The sequence below is a fragment of the Candidatus Brevundimonas colombiensis genome, assembly GCA_029202665.1.
Lineage (GTDB): Bacteria > Pseudomonadota > Alphaproteobacteria > Caulobacterales > Caulobacteraceae > Brevundimonas > Brevundimonas colombiensis.
The window spans coordinates 225,791-245,932 of record CP119326.1 but is presented as its reverse complement, the minus strand read 5'-3'; the positions used below and the strand labels follow the sequence as shown (position 1 = coordinate 245,932).

The following is a 20,142-nucleotide window of genomic DNA, read 5'->3' as shown; positions in this document are numbered from 1 at the left end:
TCAATGGAGCGGTCGGGCGCGGCTTGCAACCCTGAGCCTGTAACGTGATGTGATGAACCGTTACGCTTGAGGGCGGCGCCGGCCAGGTTCGGGCAAGAAACACCCCTCGCGGCATCTTCCGGCGTCTATTGAGCAAAATTTTTGCGACGGGGGTTGTGCGCGTCCCGGCGGTATGGTTTCTTGCCGTCAGAACAGGAGCCGCCCGTGGCCACGATGATGCGCGACATGACGAAGGGACGTACCGCCAAGGCGGTGGCGACCATTCGCGCGCCTATCGGCCTGGAAGGCCCGATTTCCCTTATTCTCCTCGTACTCCTCGGCCTGCTTACGCAAGCGGCGTGGATGCCTGCGACCTGACCTAGACACACTCAGGATCGCCTCGCACCACCCCGCCTCCGAAAGGACGCGGGGTTTTTAGTGCGCGGCGGTTCGAAAAGAACCGGACCGATGACGCAAGATTCTACCTCTCAGCCCCAAAAGCCCAATGCGCGCAGCGCTGCGGTCACGGCTGGCCCGAACCGGGCCGCCGCCCGGTCCTATCTGCGCGCCGCCGGGATGCAGGACGCCGATTTCGACAAGCCGATGATCGGCATCGTCAACACCTGGTCGACGGTGACGCCGTGCAACATGCACCTGGATCGTCTGGCCAAGGATGTGCGCGCCGGCATCATCGCAGCGGGCGGCTATCCGGTTGATTTCAACACCATCGTCGTGACCGACGGCATCTCGATGGGCACGGCGGGCATGAAGGCCTCGCTGATCAGCCGCGAGGTTGTCGCCGACTCGATCGAACTGGCCATCGAGGGGCACCAACTGGACGGCGTCGTCTGCATCGTCGGTTGCGACAAGACCATCCCAGCGGCGGCCATGGCTCTGGCGCGGATGGATATCCCCGGCCTGGTCTATTACGGCGGCACCATCATGCCGGGCGTGGTCGGGACGAAAGAGGTCTCGGTCCAGGAAGTGTTCGAGGCCATCGGCGCCCACGCCGCCGGCGCGCTGGACGATGCCGGCCTGAAGGCGGTCGAGAGCGCGGTCTGCCCTGGCGCCGGCGCCTGCGGCGGTCAGTTTACAGCCAACACCATGGCCATGGCCCTGTCGGTCATGGGCATCAGCCCGATGGGCGCCAACGATGTGCCTGCTGTCGACCCGAACAAGGGTGCGGAGGGTGAGCGCTGCGGCCGCATCATCGTCGAGCGCGTCAAGGCTGGCGACAACGCCCGCAAATACATCACCAAGGCCAGCCTGAAGAACGCCGCCGTCGCGGTTTCCGCCTCGGGCGGGTCGACCAATGCGGTCATGCACCTGACGGCCATCGCCGCTGAGGCGGGTGTGGATTTCGGCGTCGAGGACTGCCACCAGGCCTGTATCGAGGCGCCGGTCATCTGCGATCTGAAGCCGGGCGGCCGTTTCCTGGCCTCGCACCTGTTTGCGGCGGGCGGCACGCGTCTGGTCACGCAGCGCATGGCCGAGGCGGGCAAGATCGTCGATACGCCGACCGTCACGGGCCGCAGTCTGTTCGCGGAAGCGGCCGAGGCCGAAGAGGCGCCGGGCCAGCAGGTCGTCGCGCGTTTCGACGCTCCCGTGATGGCCCGCGGCAGCTATGCCGTCATCTATGGCGACGTCGCACCGGAAGGCGCGGTCATCAAGCTGACGGGCCACAAGGTCGATGTCTTCGAAGGTCCGGCCTGCGTCTTCGATTCGGAAGAAGACGCCTTCCATGCCGTCCAGGACGGTTCGGTGGGCGAGGGCGACGTCATCATCATCCGCTACGAAGGGCCCAAGGGCGGCCCCGGCATGCGCGAGATGCTGCAGGTCACCGCCGCCCTGAAAGGCCGCAAGATCGACAATGTCGCCCTGCTGACCGATGGCCGCTTCTCGGGCGCCAGCTATGGCTTCGTCGCTGGCCACGTCTCGCCGGAAGCCGCCGTCGGCGGGCCGATCGCCCTCATTCGCGATGGTGACCGCATCACCATCGACGTCACCAACCGCCGTATCGACGTCAATGTCGATCTGGCGACGCGCCGGGCGGGCTTTACGCCCCACGTAGTCCGTCCGGCGCGAGGCGTCTTCGCCAAATACCGCGCCTCGGTCGCCTCGGCCGCCCAGGGCGCCGTCACCATTCCCAACCCGCCGCCGGCGCAAGTTCCGGCATCCCACAAGACCAAAGCTGCTCAGGACGCCTGATCCCCATGGCCATCACCATCTACACCAACGAAGACATCAAGCCGGGCGCCATCGCCGGTCAGCGCATCGCCATCATCGGCTATGGCTCGCAAGGCCGCGCCCATGCCCAGAACCTGCGCGACAGCGGCCATGACGTCGTCGCCGGCGTCCGTCACGGCGGCACGGGCTGGAAACACGCCACCGAAGACGGCATCCCGACCGCCGAGCCGGCCGAGGCGGTCAAGGACGCCGACATCATCGCCATCCTGACGCCGGACATGGTTCAGGGCGACGTCTATCGCGACGTCATCGAGCCGAACGCCAAGCAAGGCTCGGCCCTGCTGTTCGCCCACGGCTTCTCGATCATCTATGACCGCATCAAGCCGCGCGCCGACATGGACGTCATCCTGGTCGCGCCCAAAGGGCCGGGCGATCTGGTCCGGCGCGAGTTCCAGCGCGGCCGCGGCGTGCCGTCGCTGTTCGCCATCGAGAAGGACGTCACCGGCAAGGCGCGCGACCGCGCTATGGGCTATGCCAAGGGCAATGGCGGCGCGACCGGCGGCCTGCTGGAGACCACCTTCCGCGAAGAGACCGAGACCGACCTGTTCGGCGAACAGGCCGTCCTGTGCGGCGGGGCCAAGGAACTGGTCATGCAGGGTTTCAACACCCTGGTCGAGGCCGGCTACCAGCCCGAAATCGCCTATTTCGAATGCCTGCACGAGCTGAAGCTGATCGTGGATCTGTTCTACGAAGGCGGCATCTCCAAGATGCACCATTTCATCTCGGAAACGGCGAAATACGGCGCCGTCGCCAGCGGTCCACGCGTGGTCAATGAAGAGACCAAGGCCCGCATGAAGACCATTCTGGACGAAATCCAGAGCGGCGCCTTCGCCCGCAACTGGATCGCCGAGAACGACGCCGGCAAGCCGCAGTACGAGGCCTGGCTGAAGCAGGACCGCGAGAGCCAGATCGAACAGGTCGGCGCGCGTCTGCGTGAACGCATGGCCTGGCTGAACACGCCCAAGGCCGAAGCGGCCTGAGCCGCAAGCGAAAGACCGGATGACCGTGATGACCGCCGCCGCCTTCAAACCTCAAGCCGAGGCTGCCCCCCGATCGGGGGCGCGCCTGCTGGTCTCCACCCTGGAGCGGCTGGGGGTGGAGGTGGTGTTCGGTTATCCGGGCGGCGCCATCATGCCGGTCTATGACGCCCTGGCGGGGTCCACACTGAAGCACATCCTGGTTCGTCATGAACAGGGTGCGGCCTTCTCGGCCGACGCCTATGCCCGCAAAAGCGGCAAGGTCGGGGTGTGCATGGCCACCTCCGGCCCCGGCGCCACCAACCTGGTCACCGGCATCGCCAATGCGATGATGGATTCGGTGCCGATCGTCTGCATCACCGGCAATGTGGCGCAAGGCCTGATGGGCACCGACGCCTTCCAGGAGATCGACATCCTGGGCGTCACCCTGCCCATCGTGAAACATTCCATTCTGGTCCGTTCGGCCGCCGATGTCCCGGCCGCCATCGAAGAGGCCTTCCACATCGCCCGGTCGGGTCGTCCGGGGCCGGTGCTGGTCGATCTGCCCAAGGACGTGCAGTTCGAGACGACGGGCGAGGACTACGGTTTTCACATTCCCAACGACACGCCGCGTGTCGATCACGACGCCGTCGCCGCAGCAGAGGCGGCGATCCGCGCGGCGAAGAAGCCGCTGGTCTATATCGGCGGCGGCGTGAAGATCGGCGGCGCCACCGAGGCCTTGCGCGCCTTCGTCGATGCGACCGGGATCCCGCAGGTCTCGACCCTGAACGCCCTGGGCACGATCCCGACCGATGCGCCTGGCATGCTGGGCATGCTGGGCATGCACGGCACGCGCGCCGCCAACCATGCGGTTCAGGACAGCGACCTGCTGATCGTCGTGGGCGCCCGGTTCGACGACCGCGCCACCGGCAAGCTGGCCGAGTTCGCGCCGAACGCCGGCATCGTCCATTTCGACATCGACGCCTCGGAAATCGGCAAGCTGCGCAGCGCCAGTGTCGCCGTGGTCGGCGAACTGCGCGAAGGGATCGAGGCCCTGACCCAGCGGATGCGCGCGGGCGCGGCGCTGGACATTCAGGACTGGGCCGGAGACTGCGTCCGCTCCGCAGAGGTCGGCGCGCATCGCTATGACGCGCCGGGCGAGGGGGTCTATGCACCCGCTCTGCTGAAGGAAATCTCGGAAGCGGCAGGCGATGATTTCGTCGCCGCCTGCGACGTGGGCCAGCACCAGATGTGGGCGGCCATGCATTGCCGCTTCGCCAAGCCCGAGGCGCACATCACCTCGGGCGGTCTGGGGGCCATGGGTTTCGGCCTGCCCGCCGGCATCGGCGCCAAACTGGCCGATCCGTCCGCGACGGTCGTGACCATCGCCGGCGACGGCGGCTTCATGATGAATATTCAGGAGTTGGCGACGCTGAAGCGTTACGGCATCCCGTTGAAGATCGTCCTGATCGACAACTCCAGCCTGGGCCTGGTGCGCCAGTGGCAGGAGTTGTTCTTCGCCGAGAACTATTCCGAGATCGACCTGTCCGACAATCCGGACTTCGTGAAGGTCGCCGAAGCCTTCGGCGTCGAGGCCTTCCGCATCGATCGCCGTGATCAGGTGTCGGACGGCATCCAGCGCCTGCTGGCCGCCGACGGCCCCTGCCTGGCCCATGTGGTCATCGATCCCCGAGACAATGTCTGGCCGCTGGTTCCGCCGGGCAAGAACAACGCTGAAATGATGGAGGGCTCCTGAGATGAGCAACACGATCCACATCCAGATCGACCGTGCGGACGGTTCGCTTCAGCGTCTCATCGGCCTTGTGGAGCGCCGGGGTTTCCACATCGACGGCATCAGCATGTTCGATGAAGGGGCCTTCCGCCGCATCGCCCTGACCGTGCGCGGCCGCGACGCCGGCCGCTGCATGGACAACCTGGGTCGCCAGATCGACCGGCTGTTCGGTGTTCGCCGCATCAGCAACGACATTATTCAATCCGAGGCCGCGTGATGACGACCCCCGAAAACGTACGAGTATCGGGCGTATCGCGCACCGAGGAGATCGCCGCCGATCCCAACCGCGTCATCATCTTCGATACGACGATGCGGGACGGAGAGCAGGCGCCCGGCTTTTCCATGTCGGCACAGGCCAAGGTGAAGATGGCGCAGGTCTTGAGAGACCTGGGCGTCGATATCATCGAGGCCGGCTTCGCCGCCGCCTCGCCCGGCGACGAGGACTGCATCCGCCGCGTGGCCAGCGAGGTCGAAGGGCCGATCTTCTGTTCACTGTCGCGCGCCAACGAAAAGGACATCGACGCCAGCTTCCGCGCCCTGCAGCCGGCGCCGAAATCGCATCGGCGGTGCCACATCTTCCTGGCCACCAGCCCGATCCATCGCGCCGCCAAGCTGAAGATGTCGACCAACGAGGTTCTGTCGACGGCTGTGCGGTCGGTGGAATATGCGGCCAGCCTGTTCGACGACGTGGAGTTCTCGGCCGAGGATGCGTTCCGCACCGAGCCGGAGTTCCTGGCCGATGTGCTGGAGGCCGCAGCCGACGCCGGCGCACGGACCCTGAACGTACCCGACACCGTCGGCTACGCCACGCCGTACGAAGTGCGCGAACGGTTCGCCTTCCTGGCTGCGCGGATCAAGAAGCGTCATCCGAATGTGGTCTTCTCCGCCCACTGTCATGACGATCTGGGCATGGCCGTCGCCAATTCCCTGGCCGCCATCGAGGGCGGGGCCCGTCAGGTCGAGGGCGCGATCAACGGCATCGGCGAACGGGCGGGCAACTGCTCGATCGAAGAGGTCATCATGGCGTTGAAGGTTCGCGACGACCTGTATGGCGTCACGACCGGCGCCGACAGCCGCCATCTGGTGCGGGCGTCCAAGATCCTGTGCGAGATCACCGAGACGGTCATCGCCCGCAACAAGTCGGTAGTCGGGATCAACGCCTTCGCCCACGAGGCGGGCATTCACCAGCACGGGATGCTGGCCGACAGCCGCACCTATGAGATCATGCGGCCCCAAGATGTGGGTTTCGAGGGCAGTTGGTTCGTGCTGGGCAAGCACTCGGGCCGTCACGCCATCGCCAAGCGCGCCGAGACCATCGGACGCCCCATCGAGGGCGAGCGGCTGGCCGCCGTCGTCGTCGGCTTCAAACGTCGCGCCGACCAGATCGGCGAGATCAACGACGCCGAACTGATCGCCATCATCGACCAGGTCGATGGCGTCTCTGAGGTCGTGCCTCAGTATGCCTGAGCCCAAGACCCTGTTCGACAAGGTGTGGGACGCCCACGTCGTGCGGTCGGAAACGGCCGACACGCCGGGGGTGCTGTATATCGACCTGCATCTGGTTCACGAAGTCACCAGCCCGCAGGCCTTCAGCGAGATCGAGGCGCGCGAGCTGAAGGTCCGACGCCCCGACCGCACCTACGCTACCCTGGACCATTCGACCCCGACCCTTCCGGCGGGGCTGAACGGCCTTAAGCCCTATGTCACCGCGCAGGCCGAGGCGCAGGTCCATACGCTGGAGCGGAACTGCGCCGCTCACGGCGTGCCGCTGGCGGGCTGGGGCTCCGAGGATCGCGGCGTGGTCCATGTCATGGGACCCGAACTGGGCCTGACCCAGCCCGGCATGACCGTGGTCTGCGGCGACAGTCACACCGCCACACACGGCGCGTTCGGCGCCCTGGCCTTCGGCATCGGCACCTCGGAGGTCGGCCATGTGCTGGCGACCCAGTGCCTGCTGCAGCGCAAGGCCAAGGCGATGCGGGTGACGGTGAACGGCGGCCTGCAGCCGGGCGTGTCGGGCAAGGACGTGGCCCTGGCCGTCATCGCCGCCATCGGCTTCGGCGGCGGCACCGGCTATGTCATCGAATACGCTGGCGATGCGGTGCGTTCGCTGGACATGGAGGGGCGGATGACCCTGTGCAACATGTCCATCGAGGCCGGCGCGCGGGCGGGCATGATCGCCCCGGACCAGACGACCATCGACTGGTTGCGGGGCCGCAAACACGTTCCCGCTGATTACGAGCGGGCGACGGACGCGTGGCTGAGGTTGTCCAGCGATCCGGGCGCGGTCTTCGACAAGGAGGTCGTGATCGACGGGGCCGCCATCCGCCCGATGGCCACCTGGGGCACGACGCCGGACGCCGGTGCGCCGATCGGTGCGCCGGTGCCGCAGCCCCAGTCGGACTCAGACCGCAAGGCCATCGCCTATATGGGGTTCACCGCGGGCGAGGCGACGACCAGCCAGCCGGTGGACGTGGTCTTCATCGGCTCCTGCACCAATGGCCGCCTGCCCGATCTGCGCGCCGCCGCCGAGGTTCTGCGCGGCCGCAAGGTCAAGCCGGGCCTGCGGATGCTGGTCGTGCCAGGCTCCGAGGCCGTGCGTCGCGACGCGGAGGCCGAGGGGCTTGACCAGGTCTTCATCGCCGCCGGGGCCGAATGGCGCATTCCCGGCTGTTCGATGTGCATCGCCATGAACGGCGATGTCGTCGCGCCGGGCCAGTTGGCGGTCTCGACCTCCAATCGCAATTTCGAAGGTCGTCAGGGCAAGGACGCCCGCACCATCCTGGCCAGCCCGGCGACGGCCGCAGCGACGGCGGTGGCAGGGGTGTTGACCGATCCGCGCGTCTATCTGAACGAGGTGGCCGCCCTCAAGCCGTCGAACGCCGCGCGCGAGACGGTAGGAGCGCAGAATGTCTGAACCCTTTCAGATTCTGACCTCCAAAACGGTCACGCTCAGCCAGGCCAATATCGACACGGACCAGATTATCCCGGCGCGGTTCCTGACCACGACGACGCGCGAAGGTCTGGGTAAGGCCGCCTTCTATGACTGGCGCTACGAAACCGATGGATCGGAAAAGCCCGAGGCCATCTTGAACCGCATCGATCCGGCCGAGCATCGCATCCTGCTGGCGGGCAAGAACTTCGCCTGCGGTTCGTCGCGCGAACATGCGCCCTGGGCCTTGCTGGACTATGGGTTCAGGGCGGTGGTCTCGACGGAAATCGCTGACATTTTTACATCGAACGCGCTGAAAAACGGCCTCCTGCCCATAGTCGTCAGCCAGGCCGTTTGGGACGATCTGGCGTCGCAGCCGGACCAGCCGGTCACGATCGACCTTCAGGCGAACGAGATTCGACGCGGCAATGCCCAGCCCGTGCCGTTCGGGGTGGAATCCTTCGCCCGACAATGCCTGCTGGACGGGGTGGACACCCTGGGCTGGCTGCAATCAAACATGCCTGAGATCGAAGCCTACGAGCGATCAAGAGAGACCGTCTGATGACCACCGCCGCCCCCAAGACCTATAATATCGTCGTCCTGCCGGGCGACGGCGTCGGCCCGGAGGTGGCGGGGGCCGCCCGGCAGGTGCTGTCGGTCATCGCCGACTTCTATGGCCATCACTTCGTCTTCACCGAACATCTGATCGGCGGCGCGGCCATCGATGCGACCGGAGAGGCCCTGCCCGAAGTCACCAGCGCGGCCTGCGTCGCCTCGGACGCGGTTCTGCTGGGCGCGGTCGGCGGACCCAAGTGGGACGGCGGCAAGGTGCGGCCCGAACAGGGCCTGCTGGCCATCCGCAAGGTCATGGGCCTGTTCGCCAATCTGCGTCCGCTACAGGTGTCGCCGGTCATGGCGCACCGGTCTCCGCTGAAGAAGGAGATCGTCGAAGGGGTCGATCTGATCGTCTTTCGCGAACTGACCGGCGGGGTCTATTTCGGCAAGAAGACGCGCGACGAGAAGGGCGCGACTGATCTGTGCGAATATACGGTCGTGGAGATCGAGCGTGTCGCCCGCGCCGCCTTCCAGACCGCGCGCCAGCGTCGCGGCAAGGTCACGTCGGTCGACAAGGCCAATGTGATGGAGACCAGCCGCCTGTGGCGCGAGGTCGTGACCCGCATCCACGCCGAGGAATATCCCGAGATCACCCTGGAGCACGCCCTGGTCGATTCCATGGCCATGCACCTGATCAGGAAGCCGCGCGACTATGACGTCATCCTGACCGAAAACATGTTCGGCGACATCCTGTCGGACGAGATTTCGGTGCTGGGCGGCTCCATCGGCCTGCTGCCGTCCGCTTCTCTGGGGACCCAGGGGCCGGGCCTGTTCGAACCGATCCATGGCTCCGCGCCCGATATCGCCGGCCAGGACCTGGCCAATCCCGTTGGGGCCATCCTGTCGGCGGCCCTGTTGCTGCGCCACAGTCTGAAGCTGGAGGACGAGGCGGATTCGATCGAGGCCGCTGTGGCCGCCGTCCTGGCCGCCGGCGCCGTGACCGCTGATCTGGGCGGCGAACTGGGCACGCGGGCCGCGACCGAGGCTGTCATCGACGCCATCCGCGCCATCCATTGGGCCGCGGCCCATCGGGTGCAGATGCATTGGGCCTAACGGCTTAAAACAGTCTTTGAAAATCCTGCCGGAAACTCTGGCCGGGTTGGCACATACAGTGCTGATATAGGCTGCATGATCGAAAGATCGTGCGGCCTTGATCTTTTTCTACATGACCGTTGCAAGAAAGTTGCGCCGTTCACGGCCTAGCCCCTTGCGCGTTTCGCAAATGCGGTAAAACCTTCGCAACTGCGAGATTGCATAGGGGGTACTAGCTCATGTCGCAGACAACGAAACGACTTATGGGGGCCGCAGGGCTCCTGCTTCCAACACTTTGTCTCATGGCCGCCGGAGCGGCCAATGCGCAGGACGCCGCGCCCGCCTTATTGGGTCATCAGGCTCCGCTTGTTCTGGACAGCGCCGGCACGTCCTGGCTCGGCGCCTCGACCGCCCTGGTTCTGCTGATGACCCTCCCCGGTCTGGCGCTGTTCTACGGCGGCATGGTGCGCAAGAAGAACGTGATCGCCACGATCACCCAGTCCGTCGGCGTGTTCGCGGTGGTGTCGCTGGTGTGGTTCATCGCCGGCTACAGCCTGGCCTTCGGCAAGAACTCCAGCGGGGCCCTCCAGCCCTTCATCGGCAGCCTGGACATGCTGTTCCTGAACGGCGTGTCGCTGAAGACTGCCAACGCCCTGCTGCCGGGCATTCCCGAGTTCCTGTTCATCGCCTTCCAGATGACCTTCGCCATCATCACCCCGGCGCTGATCACCGGCGCCTTCGCCGAGCGGTTCAAATATTCCGCGCTTCTGCTGTTCACCGCCCTGTGGTCGCTCCTGGTTTATGCGCCGATCTGCCACTGGGTTTGGGGCGGCGGCTTCCTGGGTTCGGCGGGCGTGCTGGACTTCGCGGGCGGCGCGGTCGTTCATGTCAACTCGGGCGTCGCGGGTCTGGTTTGCGCCATCGTCCTGGGTCGCCGTAAGGGTTACGGTACAGAGGCCATCACCGCCCACAACCCTGTCCTGACCATGATCGGCGCCAGCCTGCTTCTGGTCGGATGGATCGGCTTCAACGCCGGATCGGCGGGCGCGGCCAACGAGTTGATGGGCGTGGCGCTGCTGAACACCCTGCTGGCCGCCGCCGCCGCCGCCCTGACCTGGAAGATCGTCGAATATATCGAGAAGAAGAAGGTCTCGCTGATCGGCATGTTGTCGGGCGTGGTTGCGGGCCTGGTCGCCATTACTCCGGCGGCCGGTTTCGTCGATCCCAAGGGCGCGGTGATCATCGGCCTGATCGCCGGCCCGGCCTGCTACGCCTCCTCGGTGTGGATCAAGAAGTTGCTGCGCTATGACGACAGCCTGGACGCCTTCGGCATTCACGGCGCCGGCGGCCTGATCGGCGCCTTGTTGACCGGCGTCTTCGCCACCACGGCGATCAACAGCCTGTCGGAAGGCGCCAACGTCGGCGCCCAGGCCCTGGGTCTGCTGTGGACCATCGTTTACAGCGCCATCGGCACCCTGATCATCCTGATGATCTGCAAGTTCACCACGGGACTGCGGGTCAGCGAGGCGGAAGAAGCCGCCGGCCTGGATACCTCGCTGCACGGCGAAGCACTGGAACACTGATCTGGCGACCGGGCGCGGCTCCATCCCCGCGCCCGACTTCGCCGCCGGTTAGAACATCAAAAACAAGGGGATACAGATATGACCAAGAACCTGCTTCGTACGGCCGCCGCCGCGGCCGCCGCCACCGCCGCGATCGCCCTGTCGGGCCCGGCTTCGGCCCAGAGCGACGTCAAGGTCGCGTGGAACGTCGGCGTCGTCAGCGACTACATCTTCCGCGGCGTCAGCCAGACGGGCGAGGACCCGGCTATCCAGGGCGGGGTCGATCTGACGTCGGGCAGCTTCTACGCCGGCGCCTGGGCCTCGAACGTCGATTTCGGCGACAAGACCGATGCGGAAATCGACGTCTATGGCGGCTATCGCACCGAGGCGGCGGGCTTCGCCTGGGACTTCGGCGTGATCGGCTATCTGTATGCGGGCGAGCCCAAGGGCGCGGACTATAACTACGCCGAGTTCAAGGCCGCCGCCTCACGCGCCGTGGGTCCGGCCACGTTCGGCGCGGCCGTCTATTATTCGCCGGACTTCTACGGCGTGGACAAGGAGGCGACCTATGCCGAGATCAACGGCGCCTTCGCCCCGGCGCCGAAATGGACCGTGTCGGGCGCTGTGGGTCGTCAATGGCTGAACGTCAGCAAGGACTACAACACCTGGAATCTGGGCGTGGGCTACGCCCTGACGGACAATCTGGGTATCGATGTTCGTTATTACGATACCAACGTCAAAAACACGCCTGCCGCCGATGACCGCATCGTGGGCGGGTTGAAGCTGACCTTCTGATCCTGCGCCGATCCCAGACAGAAGGCCCCGGGGAGCAATCCCCGGGGCCTTTTTTCTTATCGCGCGTAACGGTCGTGGACCGGATCGTAGCTGTCCCAGACCTTGCCGTCGGCCAGCGACCGCAGCAGCTTCAGATATTCCGCATGGGTCCAGGCCAGGGGCGTGGCCGAGTCCGTGTTCTGACCCAGGGCGTAGTCCTTCGCCGTCGGGTTTCCGACCCCGTCCCACACCTGTTCGGCCAGCATCAGACCGTCGTTGGCGAACCGCTCCATGCCCCGCACATAGGTCTGGCGGATGGCGGCGATGTCGGCGGGCGAAGGCGCGCCGTTCACGCTGGCGCGGGCCAGTTCATAGTGACCGCGTTCGCCTGTGAAGAAGGGCCAGACCCGCCCGCGCTGACCGGGGCTCATCTGACCGCCGACGCCGTAGTTGGCGCCCGTCAGGTGATCCTCGCCATAGCCGTCGACGCCGTAACGACGCCAGCCCGGCGTCTTGTCGCCCTCGGGTCCGAAGTCGTAGCGGACGCGGTACAGCGGCTCCAGCGCCTGGTCGTCATAGACGGGCAGGGTGGCGACGATGTGCGGATCGTCGGCCTTGCGCACCCCATAGCGGACCAGTTCCAGGAAACCGCCGTCCACCACCTTGTCCTCGGGCGGGGCGACCTGGCCGTTGGCGGCGCCGATAGGAGCCTTGTCGTTGGGGTCCTGGTTCTGGGTGATGCGGATGAAATAGCGTCCGTCGCCGAAGTCGCCGTTGGTGGTGAACATCCGCGCTTCGATCTTGCCGGCGTAGTCGTCGGCGGCCGCCTGATAGCGGGCGGCGTTGGCGGCGTCGCCCGATGCGCGCGCCATTTCGGCCGCGACCGTCAGGCCCGCGACCACAGCGGCGGTCGAAGACGGCGAATAGCCCTGCTGCTCCTCCCAGCGTTCCTGCTGGGTGAAGGGCGGCTTGATCTCGGCGTCGTTCCACAACAGGCCGACCTTGCCGCCGTCGACCAGGAAGTCGGCCGCCGACTTTAGCATCGAGCGATAGTGTTCGGTCATCTGGGCGTCGGACAGCCAGCCCATCTTCCATAGGCGATAGCCCAGCATGATCGGCATGGCCGTCTGGTCCAGCTGGACCGCGACCCATTCCAGTTCGCCGTCCACATGAGTCTTCTGCAGGAACCAGCCGCCGACGCCGGTGTTGCCGGGCGTGTTCGGCCCCACCTGGACCTGGGGCAGATAGTTGAAGGCCGCCAGCGGCGTCTCCTTGTCGCCCAGCGCCGCCAGCGCCATCGCCACCTGATAGAAGTCGCGCGGCCAGACGGCCTTGTAGCCGGTCGAGGACTTGGACGCGTCCACCGTGTCGCCCCACGGGTTGGACAGACTGGCGATCAGAGCGCCGGCGTGGGTGCGATCCTCCTGCACCTTCAGCATCAGGGCCGAGGCGTAGGCCAGCTTGCCGCCGTCGGTCGCCTGCTCGGCGATGCGCGGCAGTTCGGTCAGGGAGGCGACATAATCCTCCCACCCCACACGGTCGCCTTCGCCGTTGAAGCGGGCCAGCACTTCGTCCAGTCCGGTGGCGAACGACCCGCCCGCCGCCGCGCGGGCCTCGGCCTCGCTGTGGCCGAAGCCGATGACGAAGTCGCGCGTGATCTGGCTGCTTTCACGCATCCGGGGCAGGGCGCCGGTCATCATGGTGTTGCCGGCCTGATCGCCGGTCGAGGCGTAGGTCCAGTCCAGCTTGCCGTCCCGAAGATCGGTCAGACCGTCGGAGGTTCCGACAAAGCCGACGCTGGCCTTTTCGAACGGCCGGCTGGGCTTCAGGAACAGATGAGTGTCGCCCTCCCAGGCGTGGAAGCCGTCGCGCGTCACGGCGCCCCGGTCGTCGATCCCGGTGTTGGCGATGTGCGGCTCCAGCATCAGATAGGGCGTCACCTGGCCCTTCAGCGCTGTGATCGTGACGCGCAGCACCAGGGCGTTGCGGTCGGGGTCGCTGAAGATCTGTTTCTCGATCTGGAAGCGGCCGTTCTTGTCGCGCGTCGTGATGCGATAGGCGGGCGACAGCGGGCGGCCCTGCGCGTCCACGTGCAGATATTCGGTGCGGCTGGTGGTGTCCGGCCCCTCGACGATCAGGCCGTCATGGGTGACGCCGGCGAAGCGCAGGGCCTTGATCTGGGCCTCGTGGATCAGGCCGTACATGGTCTCGGTCAGGACGCCGTCGGCGATGGAATACCAGACCTTGGACACCGCTCCGGTCGGGCCGCCGTCGCGATACTGGCCGTCGACATAGGCTTCGTAGGAGGCGCCGGCGCCGGTCTTGGCCGCGCTGGACCAGATGGGCGGGGCGCCGGGCGCGCCGGGGGCGACGCCCGACTGGGCCGTCGCTGCGGAAGCGAAGGCCAGACCGGCGGCGCCGGCGAGACAGAAGGTACGGAAGTGACGCATTGTGGTCCTCACGGGTTGCGCGTGGGGGCGGGGGAAAGAAGGAAGGTCAGGGGAACGTCCAGACGCTGGTTCCAGGACGCCTCGTTATGCTGGGCGCCGGGGAAGACCAGGCTCTGGAAATCGCCGGGGCCATAGCCGCGACGGCGGAACGTCCGGTCCACCTGGGTCTGGAAGGCGGCGTAGAACTGATCCAGCGTCTCGTCGCCCCGGTCGAAATAGAAGCGGTGGGCGCCGGGCACGGGCAGGCCGCGTTCGATCACGCCGGTCCAGGCGGCGACCAGCCGCTCGCGCCAGACGTCCAGCGCCGCGCCCGCCTCCAGCCCCTCGACCTTCAGCGGCCAGTGGGTCGACAGACAGGCGGCGGCGGAAAAAACATCGGGCCGCTTCATCACCGCGGCCATCGAGATCAGGCCGCCCATGCTGGAGCCCGCGATCATCGTGTCCTGCGGCCCGGTCAGGGTGCGATAGGTCCGGTCGACGAAGGGCTTCAGTTCCTCGACAAGGAACCGCAGATAGCCGTCGGACAGCGACGGCCCGCCATAGATGGCCTGGACCTCGTCGCGCATGTCGGCGGGCAGGGCGGCGATCAGATCGGCGGGGACATATTCCCTCAGGCGCAGATCGGTGTTCCAGACGCCGACGACGATGGGCGCGCGCACCTGACCGCCCGCGATCAGGCGAACCAGATGCTCGTCCACGCCCCACTCGCCGAAGCTGGCCGTGGCCGCATCGAACAGGTTCTGGCCGTCGTGCATATAGAGGACGGGATGGCGGGCGTCCGACGCCTCATAGCCCGGCGGCAGCCAGATCGAGACGTTGCGCGCCTTCGCATGGGCCGAGGTCACGGCTTCGTGGACGATCAGACGGCCGCCCGCGACGGCGCCTTCCGCCTGGGCCGCGCCGGCGAAGGGCAGGGCGGCCATCAGGGTCAGCAGGCTGCGCCGGTTCATGCCCGGTGCTCCTTGATCAACAGGGCGCTGCCCGCCGCCAGCACGAAGGAGCCTGCGCCCAGCAACAGGGCCCAGATCGCCTGGCCGTCGAACAGGGTCTTCAGAATCAGGCCCAGCACCGTGGCGGCCAGCAGTTGCGGCACGACGATGAAGATGTTGAACACCCCCATATAGACGCCCATCTTCCGGTCCGGCACCGCCGCCGACAGGATGGCGTAGGGTATGGAGACGATCGACGCCCAGGCGAAGCCGACGCCGATCATCGGCAGCCACAGCAGGCCCGGCTCGCGAATGGCGAAGACGCCGAACAGACCGGCCGCGCCCAGCAGCAGCATCACCGCATGGGTCGCCTTTCGCCCGATCCGTTTGGCGATGACCGGCAGGGTGAAGGCCGCCAGGGCCGCCACGCCATTATAGATTCCGAACAGCACCCCCACCCAGTCCGCGCCGGTCGCATAGGCGGCCGATGCCGCGTCGGTCGTGCCGTAATGGACGCGAGTCACGGCGGCGGTGGTGTAGATCCACATGGCGAACAGGGCGAACCAGCTGAAAAACTGAACCACCGCCAGGCCGCGCATCGTCTCGGGCATGCGGAAGATGTCGTTCAGGATTTCGGTCGCGGCGTTGACCATGCCCCGGCGCTGCATCATGCCGACCGCGATCATCAGAAGGCCGAACCCGGCCAGGAAACCGCCCAGGATCAGCAGCTCCTTTTCCAGCCGCAGCGCCGCGATCAGACCCAGCCCCAGCAACCCCAGCACCAGACAGATCAGGCCCGAACCCAGCCAGCCCCGCACCGACCGGGCCGGGGCCTCGGGCGCATCATCGGCGGCGACCGGGGCGCGGGCGCGTTCGAAGGCGGCGATCTGTTCGGGGCTGTATTCCTTCGTCGACAGCACGGTCCACAGCACGGCCGAGAACAGACCGGCGGCCCCAACATAGAAGGCGATCTTGACCGACAGGGGCACGACCCCGGCCGGGGCGGTCGCGGCGACGTGGAAGACGTTGGACAATATCCACGGCAGGGTCGAGGCGAAGACCGCCCCCGCGCCGATGAAGAAGCTCTGCATCGCATAGCCGGTGGTGCGCTGCTCCTCGGGCAGGTTGTCGCCGACGAAGGCGCGGAACGGCTCCATGGTGATGTTGATCGAGGCGTCCATGATCCACAGCATGGCGGCGGCGAACCACAGGCTGGGGCTGTTTGGCATGGCGATCAGCGCCAGGGTGGTGGCGATGGCCCCGATCAGGAAATAGGGCCGCCGACGCCCGAACCGGGTCCAGGTCCTGTCGCTGAAATGGCCGATGATCGGCTGAACCAACAGGCCCGTCAGAGGCGCGGCGATCCACAGGATAGCCAGCGTATCAACCTCGGCCCCCAGGGTCTGGAAGATGCGGCTGGTGTTGGCGTTCTGCAGGCCGAAGCCGATCTGGATGCCGAAGAAGCCGACGCACATGTTCCAGATCGCCAGGCCTGACAGGCGCGGGCGGTGGGGCAGGAGGGTCATGTCAGGTTCCCCCGGTCCGTCATCCTCGGGCTCGACCCGAGGATCGGATAGGCAACAGCTCGTGCGAACGGCCGACGCAACGCCCGATCAGCGCCCGGTCCTCGGGGCAAGCCCGAGGATGACGGATTGGCGGAGAAACTCATCTGCGCCGCGCCCTTCCCATCGGCACGAACCGGATCGCCTGTCCGCCGCCGGGCGCCAGGGCCAGGGTCAGGACGTCGCCCGACTTAACCTCGCGCTGCTCGATCACGATGTCCTCGCGTTTGCCCTTGTAGTCGGCGTCCGGGCCGTCGCGATAGATTTCGGCGCGGTAGCGGCGGCCGGCGTCCAGGAAGTCCAGCGGCGCGGTCAGGACGCGCGGATGCTCGTCGGTGACGGCGCCCAGGGCCCAGACGTCGGAGGCGCGGTCCTTACGCGCGATGACGACATAGTCGCCCATTTCGGCGGCCAGCACGCGGGTCTCGGCCCAGTCGCAGGGCACGTCCTTGATGAACTGGAACGGGCCGGGATTGGCCTCGTAGTTGACCAGCAGGTCCGCCGCCATCTGGATCGGGCTGTAGATGACGACATAGAGGGCCAGCTGTTTCGCCCAGGTCGTCTTCACCCCGCCGGGGCTGCGAGTCTCCATGCCGAAGATGCCGGGCGTATAGTCCATCGGCCCGGCCAGCAGGCGGGTGAAGACCAGGTTCGGCTCGTGTTCGGGCGGATTGCCGGGATTTCCCCAGGCCGAATATTCCATGCCCCGCTGGCCTTCGCGGCTGATCATATTGGGCCAGGTGCGGCGCAGGCCCGTGTCCTTGAACGGCTCGTGGGCGTTGACGGCGACCTTGTGCCGGGCGCCCGCCTCGATCACCTGCATATGGTGCTGGGCCATCGGCTGGCTTTCGTGCCAGGCCATGACCATCCGGCCGTCCGGTCCCGCGACGCGCGCCCCGCCCGCATCGGCGACATAGCCGGTCTTGACCGAATGGACGCCCAGCCGTTCGTACAGCGCCATTGCCGGTTCAAGCTGCTGTTCATAGTGGAAGGCGTTGCCGCCCGTCTCGTGGTGGCCGATCAGCTGCACCCCCTTGGCGCGGGCATGGGCGCAGACCGCTTCAATGTCGAAATCGGGATAGGCCTCGGTGAAGCTGAAGTCCGAACCATTGGCGAACCACTGGCCGTCCCAGCCCTTGTTCCAGCCCTCGACCAGCACCCCGCCCAGGCCGTGCTTGGCGGCGAAGTCGATGTGTTTGATCGCGTTCTCGGTGGTGGCGCCGTGTTTGGGACCGGAGTTCCAGGTCTTCAGCTCCAGGTGCATCTCCCACCAGACGCCGACGTATTTCATCGGCTTGAACCAGCTGACGTCGCCCAGTTTGTTCGGCTCGTTCAGGTTCAGGATCAGGCTGGATTCGATCAGGCCCGCGCCATCGTCCGCGATCTGCAACGTGCGCCACGGGGTGTTGAACGGCGCCTCGCGCACCACCGCTGCATTGGTCAGGCCGGGCGTCAGTTGCGCGCGGAATCTGGTCCCCTCGGACCGGCGCAGGTTCATGCCTGCATAGTCGAGGCAGGCTGCCTCGTGGATCGAGACGTGCAGGCCGGACTGGCCCTTGACCGTCATCGGTGTCTGGGCGGTGCCGACGGCGTCGATGAGGGTGCGGCTATAGAGGTATTCCTCGCGGTTCCATTCCCAGGCCGGGCACCACAGAGCCTCGCCGTTTTCGGCCAGGTTGAACTCGGTCAGTTCCGATCCGATGCGAACGGTCTTCAGCGCGGGCTGGTCGGGGAACTCGTAGCGGAAGCCCAGGCCGTCGTCATAAAGGCGGAACACAACGTCCACGCGCCGCTGCAGGCCGCCCGTCTCGGCATAGGTGACGCGCCATTCGTTATAGTGGTTGCGGATGAAGCGGCGCTCGCCCCACGGCTGCTCCCAGGTGTCGTCGACGGTTACAGGCTGGCTGGCGGTGATGGCCAGGCCGCGTTCGATGGCCGGGGCGTCGGTCAAAAGGAAGCCCAGCTTGGACGGCGCCACCACGACCCGGCCCTGACGCAGAACCGAATACATCGGCCGGCCGTCGTTGTCGGTGAAGGCCTCGACCGTCAGAACCCCGCCGGGCGATGAGGCGCGAGCGTGGGCGGGCGAGGTCTGGGCCCGCGCGCCGGTCGCCCCAAAGGCCAGAATCGATACGCCGCCGAGGGCCAGGAAGGATCTGCGCTGCATCATGGGAACTCCGTTACGCCGCCTCTTGCCAACCGCCGCGAACGGTGGCTGAAATATTTGCAGAAAATTTTGCAGTATCGCCACGCTGCTGTGAGGACCCGCGACCTTGAGCCGCAAGACCACCCGACTGGAAGACATCGCCCGCCTGGCCGGGGTGTCCATCGCCACCGCCTCGCGCGCCCTGAACGACAGCCCCGCCGTCAACGACCGCACCAAACAGACGATCTGGAAGCTGGCCAAGGAGCATGACTATCCGTTCCGCCGCCACATGCCCGCCGGACCGATCGGCGCCCAGGGCACCATCGCCCTGGTCGTGCCGCGCCCGCAGGGGCGGGAAGGGCGCCTCAGCGATCCCTTCTTCCTTGAGCTTCTGGCCGGGGTGGGCGAGGCGGCGCGCGAACGCGGCTGCGACCTGTTGATGAGCCATATCTCGCCCGCCAACTATGACGAGCTGTCGGCGGCGCTGAACACCAGCCGGGCGGACGGGGTGATCTTCCTGGGCCAGTCCAGCCTGCATTCGGCCTTCAACCGGCTGGTGGACGCCGACCATCGGTTCGTCGTCTGGGGCGCCGAACTGCCGGATCAGGACTATTGCTCCATCGGCTCGGACAATATCTCGGGCGGACGGCGCGCGACCCTGCATCTGGCGCGACTGGGGCGAAAGCGCATCGTCTTCCTGGGCGACCTCGATCCGCCCGAGGCCATGCAGCGCCATCGCGGCTATCTGGACGCCCTGAACCAGAGCGGGCTGGAGGCCGAGGCCGAACGGATCGTGCCCGCCCACTTCGAGGTCGAGTCGGCCGAGGCCGCCGTGGACGCCCTGATCCGACGCGGCGTCGCCTTCGACGGGGTGGTGGCGGCGTCGGACCAGATCGCCCTGGGCGCCGTGCGCGCCCTGTTGCACGCGGGCGTTGACGTGCCGGGCCAGGTCTCGGTCATCGGTTTCGACAATGTGCCGTTCAGCCGCTATTCGCGCCCGGCGCTCAGCACCATCGCCCAGGACACGATGAAGGCCGGCCGGTTGATGGTCTCCAAACTGCTGGATCACGGCGGCGCATCCGCCGGCATGGGCGTCGGCATGGGCGCCGGCCGGTCCGAGCGCGTTCCGACCGAGTTGATCGTTCGCGAGACCTGCGGCGGCTGAC

General features: G+C 66.7%; 16 protein-coding genes. 12 read left to right on the top strand and 4 right to left on the bottom strand.

What is annotated here, in order from left to right:
- Positions 1–204: 204 nt before the first annotated feature.
- The 11 genes from P0Y50_01010 (at position 205) to P0Y50_00960 (ending at position 11,910) form a co-directional block, all read left to right on the top strand.
- Positions 205–357, top strand: a complete 153-nt coding sequence (locus P0Y50_01010; protein WEK40212.1) for a hypothetical protein — start codon at positions 205–207, stop codon at positions 355–357.
- Positions 358–447: 90 nt separating this feature from the next.
- The gene (locus P0Y50_01005; GenBank protein ID WEK40211.1) at positions 448–2,187 is read left to right on the top strand and encodes a dihydroxy-acid dehydratase; all 1,740 of its coding nucleotides are present in this window, start codon (positions 448–450) and stop codon (positions 2,185–2,187) included.
- Between the two features lie 5 nt (positions 2,188–2,192).
- Positions 2,193–3,206 carry a ketol-acid reductoisomerase gene (ilvC, locus tag P0Y50_01000; protein ID WEK40210.1) on the top strand — a complete coding sequence of 338 codons (1,014 nt, stop codon included), beginning with the start codon at positions 2,193–2,195 and terminating at the stop codon, positions 3,204–3,206.
- Positions 3,207–3,225: 19 nt separating this feature from the next.
- Entirely contained in the window at positions 3,226–4,938 is a 1,713-nt protein-coding gene (ilvG, locus tag P0Y50_00995) for an acetolactate synthase 2 catalytic subunit (GenBank protein ID WEK40209.1), read from the top strand.
- Between the two features lies 1 nt (position 4,939).
- Positions 4,940–5,191, top strand: coding sequence for an ACT domain-containing protein (locus P0Y50_00990; GenBank protein WEK40208.1), 252 nt, complete (start codon positions 4,940–4,942; stop codon positions 5,189–5,191).
- Positions 5,191–6,441 carry a 2-isopropylmalate synthase gene (locus P0Y50_00985; protein ID WEK40207.1) on the top strand — a complete coding sequence of 417 codons (1,251 nt, stop codon included), beginning with the start codon at positions 5,191–5,193 and terminating at the stop codon, positions 6,439–6,441. Before P0Y50_00990 ends, P0Y50_00985 begins: the two co-directional genes overlap by 1 nt.
- Positions 6,434–7,891: a 3-isopropylmalate dehydratase large subunit gene (gene leuC / locus P0Y50_00980; GenBank protein ID WEK40206.1), complete on the top strand. Its 1,458-nt coding sequence runs from the start codon at positions 6,434–6,436 to the stop codon at positions 7,889–7,891. The genes P0Y50_00985 and leuC overlap by 8 nt, the downstream gene beginning before the upstream one ends.
- Positions 7,884–8,468, top strand: coding sequence for a 3-isopropylmalate dehydratase small subunit (gene leuD, locus P0Y50_00975; GenBank protein ID WEK40205.1), 585 nt, complete (start codon positions 7,884–7,886; stop codon positions 8,466–8,468). The genes leuC and leuD overlap by 8 nt, the downstream gene beginning before the upstream one ends.
- Positions 8,468–9,574, top strand: a complete 1,107-nt coding sequence (gene leuB / locus P0Y50_00970) for a 3-isopropylmalate dehydrogenase (protein ID WEK40204.1) — start codon at positions 8,468–8,470, stop codon at positions 9,572–9,574. The genes leuD and leuB overlap by 1 nt, the downstream gene beginning before the upstream one ends.
- Before the next feature lie 281 nt (positions 9,575–9,855).
- Positions 9,856–11,136, top strand: coding sequence for an ammonium transporter (locus P0Y50_00965; protein ID WEK40203.1), 1,281 nt, complete (start codon positions 9,856–9,858; stop codon positions 11,134–11,136).
- Positions 11,137–11,214: 78 nt separating this feature from the next.
- Positions 11,215–11,910, top strand: a complete 696-nt coding sequence (locus P0Y50_00960) for a TorF family putative porin (GenBank protein ID WEK40202.1) — start codon at positions 11,215–11,217, stop codon at positions 11,908–11,910.
- Positions 11,911–11,966: 56 nt separating this feature from the next.
- Here the strand turns inward: P0Y50_00960 and P0Y50_00955 are convergent, their stop codons facing one another.
- The 4 genes from P0Y50_00955 to P0Y50_00940 form a co-directional block, all read right to left on the bottom strand.
- Entirely contained in the window at positions 11,967–14,339 is a 2,373-nt protein-coding gene (locus P0Y50_00955; protein WEK40201.1) for a glucan 1,4-alpha-glucosidase, read from the bottom strand.
- An 8-nt stretch (positions 14,340–14,347) separates the two neighbouring features.
- Positions 14,348–15,289 (bottom strand): alpha/beta hydrolase-fold protein, encoded by a 942-nt coding sequence (locus tag P0Y50_00950; protein WEK40200.1) that lies wholly within the window; start codon positions 15,287–15,289, stop codon positions 14,348–14,350.
- Positions 15,286–16,794 (bottom strand): MFS transporter, encoded by a 1,509-nt coding sequence (locus tag P0Y50_00945; GenBank protein ID WEK40199.1) that lies wholly within the window; start codon positions 16,792–16,794, stop codon positions 15,286–15,288. The genes P0Y50_00950 and P0Y50_00945 overlap by 4 nt, the downstream gene beginning before the upstream one ends.
- A gap of 139 nt (positions 16,795–16,933) precedes the next feature.
- Positions 16,934–19,000, bottom strand: a complete 2,067-nt coding sequence (locus P0Y50_00940) for a glycoside hydrolase family 97 protein (protein WEK40198.1) — start codon at positions 18,998–19,000, stop codon at positions 16,934–16,936.
- Between the two features lie 103 nt (positions 19,001–19,103).
- Between P0Y50_00940 and P0Y50_00935 the strand changes: the two genes are divergently transcribed.
- A complete protein-coding gene (locus tag P0Y50_00935; protein ID WEK40197.1) occupies positions 19,104–20,141 on the top strand; it encodes a LacI family DNA-binding transcriptional regulator in 1,038 nt (345 codons plus the stop codon).
- Position 20,142: the final 1 nt, after the last annotated feature.

Bases quoted from the DNA above. Each gene is read 5' to 3' on its own strand.
- P0Y50_01005 (WEK40211.1), top strand. From the start codon at position 448: ATGACGCAAGATTCTACCTCTCAGCCCCAAAAGCCCAATGCGCGCAGC.
- ilvC (WEK40210.1), top strand. From the start codon at position 2,193: ATGGCCATCACCATCTACACCAACGAAGACATCAAGCCGGGCGCCATC.
- ilvG (WEK40209.1), top strand. From the start codon at position 3,226: ATGACCGTGATGACCGCCGCCGCCTTCAAACCTCAAGCCGAGGCTGCC.
- P0Y50_00990 (WEK40208.1), top strand. From the start codon at position 4,940: ATGAGCAACACGATCCACATCCAGATCGACCGTGCGGACGGTTCGCTT.
- P0Y50_00985 (WEK40207.1), top strand. From the start codon at position 5,191: ATGACGACCCCCGAAAACGTACGAGTATCGGGCGTATCGCGCACCGAG.
- leuC (WEK40206.1), top strand. From the start codon at position 6,434: ATGCCTGAGCCCAAGACCCTGTTCGACAAGGTGTGGGACGCCCACGTC.
- leuD (WEK40205.1), top strand. From the start codon at position 7,884: ATGTCTGAACCCTTTCAGATTCTGACCTCCAAAACGGTCACGCTCAGC.
- leuB (WEK40204.1), top strand. From the start codon at position 8,468: ATGACCACCGCCGCCCCCAAGACCTATAATATCGTCGTCCTGCCGGGC.
- P0Y50_00965 (WEK40203.1), top strand. From the start codon at position 9,856: ATGGCCGCCGGAGCGGCCAATGCGCAGGACGCCGCGCCCGCCTTATTG.
- P0Y50_00960 (WEK40202.1), top strand. From the start codon at position 11,215: ATGACCAAGAACCTGCTTCGTACGGCCGCCGCCGCGGCCGCCGCCACC.
- P0Y50_00955 (WEK40201.1), bottom strand. From the start codon at position 14,339: ATGCGTCACTTCCGTACCTTCTGTCTCGCCGGCGCCGCCGGTCTGGCC.
- P0Y50_00950 (WEK40200.1), bottom strand. From the start codon at position 15,289: ATGAACCGGCGCAGCCTGCTGACCCTGATGGCCGCCCTGCCCTTCGCC.
- P0Y50_00945 (WEK40199.1), bottom strand. From the start codon at position 16,794: ATGACCCTCCTGCCCCACCGCCCGCGCCTGTCAGGCCTGGCGATCTGG.
- P0Y50_00940 (WEK40198.1), bottom strand. From the start codon at position 19,000: ATGATGCAGCGCAGATCCTTCCTGGCCCTCGGCGGCGTATCGATTCTG.